This is a genomic window from Streptomyces sp. NPDC051569 (assembly GCF_044454085.1).
Lineage (GTDB): Bacteria > Actinomycetota > Actinomycetes > Streptomycetales > Streptomycetaceae > Streptomyces.
This window is the reverse complement of sequence record NZ_JBITDJ010000001.1, coordinates 20,965-27,335: the sequence shown is the minus strand read 5'-3', so window position 1 is coordinate 27,335 and position 6,371 is coordinate 20,965. Positions and strand designations below refer to the sequence as shown.

General features: G+C 64.8%; 3 protein-coding genes. All 3 read left to right on the top strand.

The window, feature by feature from the left end:
* Window positions 1–328 precede the first annotated feature (328 nt).
* From ACIBAE_RS00060 to ACIBAE_RS00050, 3 genes are read left to right on the top strand one after another with little or no spacing between them, the layout of a single operon-like run.
* Window positions 329–850 (top strand): hypothetical protein, encoded by a 522-nt coding sequence (locus ACIBAE_RS00060; RefSeq protein ID WP_399281431.1) that lies wholly within the window; start codon window positions 329–331, stop codon window positions 848–850.
* Window positions 814–4,626, top strand: coding sequence for a GTPase (locus ACIBAE_RS00055; RefSeq protein WP_399281430.1), 3,813 nt, complete (start codon window positions 814–816; stop codon window positions 4,624–4,626). Before ACIBAE_RS00060 ends, ACIBAE_RS00055 begins: the two co-directional genes overlap by 37 nt.
* Before the next feature lie 2 nt (window positions 4,627–4,628).
* Window positions 4,629–6,242, top strand: coding sequence for a hypothetical protein (locus ACIBAE_RS00050; RefSeq protein WP_399281429.1), 1,614 nt, complete (start codon window positions 4,629–4,631; stop codon window positions 6,240–6,242).
* The last annotated feature ends 129 nt before the right edge of the window (window positions 6,243–6,371 follow it).

The following is a 6,371-nucleotide window of genomic DNA, read 5'->3' as shown; positions in this document are numbered from 1 at the left end:
GGGGATCCCCATCTCGACGATCCTGCGGCAGACGTCGTCGCCGGGGGGGGGGGGGGGGGCGCGCCCCCGCCCCCCCCCCCCCCCCCCCCCCCCCCCCCTTCCCATGACCGAGTGTCCGAGACCTGCGGACCTGTGGAGACGCAGGGCGGACCAGCAGCTACCCCATGCGCCGAACCCCACCACGAAGTCGACGCCGCTGCGTTAGCGGGGGAGCAAGGCCCTACCCCGCCTGGGGCTTCGTCGTGTCACAGCACCGTTACAGTGCCTTCACTCAGGCCACACACGTCGCATGATGGTCCCTCAGTAGCGGATCCGCTCAGGGGGGATCATGCACACCCGCACCATCGCCGCGCTCATGCTCACCGCCTGCGAAGGCACCGACACTGCTGGCAGCAAGCCCTGTAGCGCGCAGAGCGCCAACGACCAGCCGCTGGCCGCCAGCCACGCGCCCGCCACGGACGACAAGAAGACGGCCACCCTGCCGGACGTGATCGGCAAGGGCCTGCAGTCCGCGCAGGGCCAGGCTCAAGCCGCCGGCTTCTGCAGCCTGACCTCGCACGCCGCCCTCGGGCACGGCCACATGCAGCCCTTCGACCCCAATTGGAAGGTCTGCTGGCAGACCCGGACGCCCGGCGAACATCCGACCGACACCAAGGTCGACTTCACCACGGTCACGCTCGAAAAGACCTGCCCCGCCCCTGAAAGAGGCGCCCCGCCACCGGCCGCCGGATCGACCATGCCCGACTTCACCGGCAAGTCCGTGAAGGTCGCCCGCCAGGCTCTGCACAGCTCGACGAGCATCACCGTCGCGTCATGCCCAATCCGGCAGCAGAAAGAGATGACGAGTTGACGATAGAGGTGGTGTCGCTCGAGGAGGCCGTTCGATCGGCCGTCGAGCAGGGACGCGCGGAACTGACGCGCCTTAATAGCATCACGGACGACCTCGTCGGCGCATTTGCGCGAGAGCAACGCGTCGCGCCGTCCTCGTCTGGCTTGATCACCCGACTGGACGACTTCACTCGTGGGTTTCCAGGGGAACTGCTACGTCATCTCGATCGTGAGCGCGAGTCGCTCGGATCGTTCAACATCGCGTTCTTCGGACGTACCGGCGTCGGAAAGAGCACCCTGTTGTCGGCGTTTGGCCAGCTCGACGGGGAGTATGTCTCACCGGGTGTCAGCGATTGGACCACCGAGGTGCGTCCAATCGAGTGGCGGGATTGCCGACTGTTCGACACACCCGGGATCAACGGCTGGGGACGGACCGAGAGCCGCGACGATCTCGAGGCCAAGGCCCGCGAGGCAGTCGAGATCGCCGACCTCGTGCTTCTGTGCTTCGACAGCCAGTCTCAGCAGGAGATGGAGTTCGAGAAGATCGCCGCCTGGATCCGCGACCACGGAAAGCCGGTGGTGGCTGTCCTCAACGTCCGCAATTCGCGCTGGCGCCACCCCACGAAAGTTCCCAAGGCTCGCCGCAGGAATCTGTCCGAAGCGGTTCGCCAGCACACCGACAACATTCGGACCCAGCTCGTACAGATTGGGTTGCCCGACACACCGGTCGTCGCGATCCACAGCCGACGCGCCTTGTTCGCGCGCGCCACGACCCCCTTCCACGGCCCAGCCCCGGAGAACTTGCACCACGAACGGGAGGAGTTCGGTAAGGACTACCTCGATCGCTGGTCGAACTTCGGGACGCTAGAGCGCCTGATAGCCACCTCAATCGCGGAAGGCGGCGCCGATCTTCGTTTGACCGCGCTGCGCGAGGACATCCGATCACGGTGCCGCCGCGGGGTCGGCGAACTCGAAGATCTGGCGGTCGAGATCGAGCAGGAAGCGGAATCCCTCGAACGAGAGGTCGAGTCGCTGCTCGCGGTGTTGGGCTATCCGGAAGACGTCGAACGTGCCGTGTGGCTGCACGATGCGGCTCTCAGCGCGGATCTGGTTGACGTGTCCGAGCAGGCGCGGGGCCGCCCGTACACGTCGCCGGTCAAAGGGGCATTGGACCGATTCGTCCGGCACCTCGCTGCCTCGCACCTTGCGGGATGCAGCCGGCAGGCGATGGCCAAAGCGGATGATCTGATCCGGAGGGCATTCGCCGAGCACACAGCGGTCGACGAGTCGACGTTCATGAAGGTTGTGTTCGATCAAGATGCCATTTCCGCTGCGGCGGAAGCCGTTTGGGCGGATCGCCGGGCGTTCCTGCAGCGTGAGCTTGAAGTCGCGGTCGACCATAAGTCCATCGACAACGGGACGGCGGTATCGCACGCCGCGGTGATCCTCGGCGACGAGGGCGGCGGTGTGGCGGGTGATGTTGTCAGGGGGGCGGGCATCGCGGTGGGTGTGGGCGCCGCCCTTGCGGTACCTGCGTTGGCCCTCTTCTGGAACCCCGTAGGTTGGGTACTCGGCGCGGCTGCCGCGGGCGTCGGGATCGCAGGACAGATCCAGCAGCATTTCGGCAAGAAGATGAGCCAGCAAGCGTCGCAGCAAGCACGAGAAGCGAAGGCTCAGGCAATTGCAGACTGCCATCGCGCTGTGGATCAGACGTTCGTCGGCTACGAGGATGCCCTCGTCCGCGACAGCCGGGAAGCGGCGTGGACGTTGTTGGCTCCTACGGTCGGTGAGTCGCTCCGTGCTGCGATCGAGCTTCGCATGGCGCGCAGCCGGATCGGGCACTTGATCGACAGCCTGCAGACCTACGCCGGTTCGATCAAGCCCGCACCCGCTGTGACCGACGTCCTGCTGCGGGCTCAGCATCGGATGGGGGAATCCCCGGCCGAGGTGACCCGGGTGTTGTTGGGTGAGGACTGGCTCGAGTCTGACATCGACCACCGCTCGGCGCAGATCGACCGTGCCGTCCACGAGGTGTACTCGACTCGCCGGGAGGAGGACAACAGTCGGCTGACGCGCGCAATAGCCGCGGCGTGGAGCGCACCGTCGACGGCAAATATCCACTCGTGGCGAGACGACCTCGAGGACGCGGCCCGATGCGACCCGGCACTGTTCGATATTGCGCGAGCCTTCTGGCGCGTCGACGGGGCAAGACCAGCTATTGCCGTTCTCGGTGACTACAACTCGGGAAAGTCGTCGTTGATCCGTCGGATCATGGTGGACAGCAGCCAGCAATCGCACGCAGCGTTCGACATCAGGGCGTTGCCCGCGACCATAGCCGCGAATTGCTACCCATTGCCCCGGTTCGATCTCGTGGACACACCGGGCTTGCAGAGTGGACACGACGAGCACGACACCGTCGCACTCGAGGCGATCGCCGAGGCTGCTCTCGTGTTCGTCGTCGTCCACATCAATCTACTGGTCGGCAACACCTCGATATTGGACGGCCTCTCGCGCGGCTCGGAGATGCTTGCTTCAAAAGGCGGGCGGATGGTGTTCCTCGTCAATCGGTGCGACGAGCTGGGCGTGGATCCGCTGACCGCACCCGAGGTATTTCTCAACCTGCAGAACCGCAAACGCGAGGAACTTCGTGCAGCCTTCGCCGCTCGTTCCATCGAAGTAGAGATCGACAGAATCCACTGCTTGTCCGGCGATCCGTTCGGCCTGGTGGGAGGCGATGCAACGGCAGAACCCGGCGATTTCGACGAGAATCGGCTGTGGGACGGCGTGACTGCATTGACGAGCGCCCTATCAGGTCTGTCCGACGAGCAGCTGTCTACTGCGGCGTCGTCGGCCGCCTTCGATGCGGCGGTCACCGAACTCAAGCGTCACCAGCAAACGCTTCACCAGGTGCAGGTCGACGGCACGAATGACTTGCGTCGCTCGGAACCGGTGCTCGCTACCCTGCGGGCTGCAGTAAACGACGCCGTAGTTCTCGAAGGTTCACTGCGAGAGGACGCCCGCCGTGTGGTGGACCGCCGCTTGGTAGCGGCAAAATCCGTAGTCGCGGAACTCGATCGAAAGGACCACCAGAAGCTGGAGAACCTTGTCGACTCCTGGTGGAAGGCTCCACAGTTCGAAGCTGATCTGGAACGGTACCTTGCCGACGCGGCGCGCGTACTGGACGAGTGGTACAGCGACCACATAGCAGCAATCGGACGCGAGATACGCACTGCTGAGTTCCAGGTGACACCCGGGTTCGCGGCAGGATTCAAAGCCCAGGAAGACACCTGGTACGAGGATCTAACCGAGGGCGCTGGAAACGTCGCAGGAGCCGCAGCGCCGCTTGTAAAAGCCCTTGGAAACCGGGACGCGATCTACGCAATCGGCAAGCAGCTCGGCCACAAGTTCAAGCCGTGGGGTGCAGTGAAGGGCGGCGCCAAAGTCGCGAAGGCCGGATTCATCCTCGCGGTCGTCGCTGCCGCCGTGGATGCCGCAACGATGGCCAATGACATCCACAAGGCTGGGAAACACAAGCACCAGCAGGAGTCGGCATTGCAGGTGATTGACGAAGCGGCTGCGGGGATCGTCGAACAGATCATGCACGGCGAGCAGGGGGAAGGCCCCGTCGGATACCTCGAGCAGCGGACCAAGGAGCTCGAAATATTGCTCGACGAGCATCTCGATTTCGAATCATCGATCAGGGAACGGATGGACTCGGCGAAAGCGCATGCCGAGGCAGTCGGGGCCTTGATCACGGCCGCGGACGAATTGATCGGCACACCAGAGGGGAACGAGTAACCGTGGTCGACATCAATGCAGTGCGGGACTGGCTGGGGCGACTTCCAGGCGGATCTTTGATCGGGCAGTACGTCGACGAATGGGACGCGTTCGCGAAGACGGACAGACCGGTCGTGACCCTCTTCGGGTCGTACGACACCGGCAAGAGTTCCCTGCTCCGCCGGTTGCTCGTCGACTCGGGCAGCGACGTTCCCGGCTGGCTCACGATCAGCGCACGCCACGAAACTTTCGAGGTCAACGACGCCGAGGTCGGTGGGTGCATCATCCGCGATACCCCCGGATTTGCGGTGGGTGCGTCCGACATTCGTGCACAAAACAATTCGCGCCGAGCGATGGCGGCGGTCGGACTCACCGACGTCGGCATCGCGGTACTGACTCCGCAGTTGGCCACTGCCGAACGAGACATGCTTCAGAAGTTGTTCACGCAGGGGTGGCCGGTGGGGACGATGTGGTTCGTCATCTCGCGGTTCGACGAGGCGGGTGTGGACCCAGAGTACGACCTGTCGGAGTACCGGGAACTGAGCCATCGAAAGGTTCGCGAGTTGCGGGAACTGTTCGAGTTGGACGGCAGAACACCAGTATTCGTTGTCTCGCAGGACCCGTTCCAGACGGCAGGGCCGGACACAGATCTCAGCCGAGAGACCTGGGATGAGTTCCGTGGCTGGGACGGCATGAGGGACCTAGCGGATGCTTTCGCGGCCGTGTCCCCTTCGGCACTGCCCGGATGGCGACATTCGGCCGGGCAACGGTACTGGGCAGCGGTCCTGGACGAAACCGTGACCGAACTGCGGAGGCAACTGTCGGACTACACGGCACGTGCCGAAATAGCTGCCAGTGGCGTCGCTCGCCGCGAGGGATGGGAGAGCGAACTCGACACTCTCGATCGGGCCGCCCAAGCCGGCCTCGACGGTCTCGTCGAGGAGGTGACGCGGCGGTCATGGGAACCGACTTCCGGCGCCGATGAACTTCAGGCCGAGATTCAGCGCACGCTCGACGAGTGGTTCACCAAGCACGATGTCCGCCTCCAGCGGCTGCAGCAGTCTGTCCGCAAGACCAAGGAGCGAGAGCGCGCCCGACCCTCCTGGGCCGGCTTTGCTTCGCTGGTCGCGGCACTCGGGTCCGGGGAGGATGCCTCCACGACCCCGGCAGGGCCCGGCGGTGCCGCAGAACATGTCGAGACGGTCGGGACCATGTTGCTCGGTATGTTGAAGGTCGCGAACAAGGCACCCGGCTCAATCGCCGACGGGAAGGCCAGGTCGGTGAAGGCGGCTGGGGACCTGGGACGGCACATCGGCATCGCCGAAGCCGCGCTTCCCCTTGCCGTCTACCTGGCGAAAGTCATCGACGAGCAGAGAGCAGATCGCGCGCGCCTGAACCAGGACAAGGCGGCAGCCGAGAAGCGCCAACAGGTCGTCACGGAGTGCACGCAGCGCATTCGCGACACCTGGCAGCCGTTCGTCGACGACGTGCGTGAAGCGATCGTCGCGGAGACGAGAGACCAGGTCGACCTCGACGCGAGCCTGCGCCAACTCGTCGAGCAACTGCAAGAAGCTGTAGCGGAAGGCGAGGGTCTCCTTCGAGCGGGTACCGTGCCGCTGCTCCAGACAGAGGCGTAAGCGAGTGGGCCAGTACGGCCCAAGCCGAAGGGCGGCTGACGCCTGGGCGTGTCGATGCGCCTGCCGCCCTTTGGCGTCTTCGGTCGAGCAGTCGCGCGGCCCGTCAACGTCATCACCTCATGGAGTTGT

What these genes read in the sequence shown, in the direction of transcription:
- ACIBAE_RS00060 (WP_399281431.1), top strand. Translation starts at nt 329, where the DNA reads ATGCACACCCGCACCATCGCCGCGCTCATGCTCACCGCCTGCGAAGGC.
- ACIBAE_RS00055 (WP_399281430.1), top strand. Translation starts at nt 814, where the DNA reads ATGCCCAATCCGGCAGCAGAAAGAGATGACGAGTTGACGATAGAGGTG.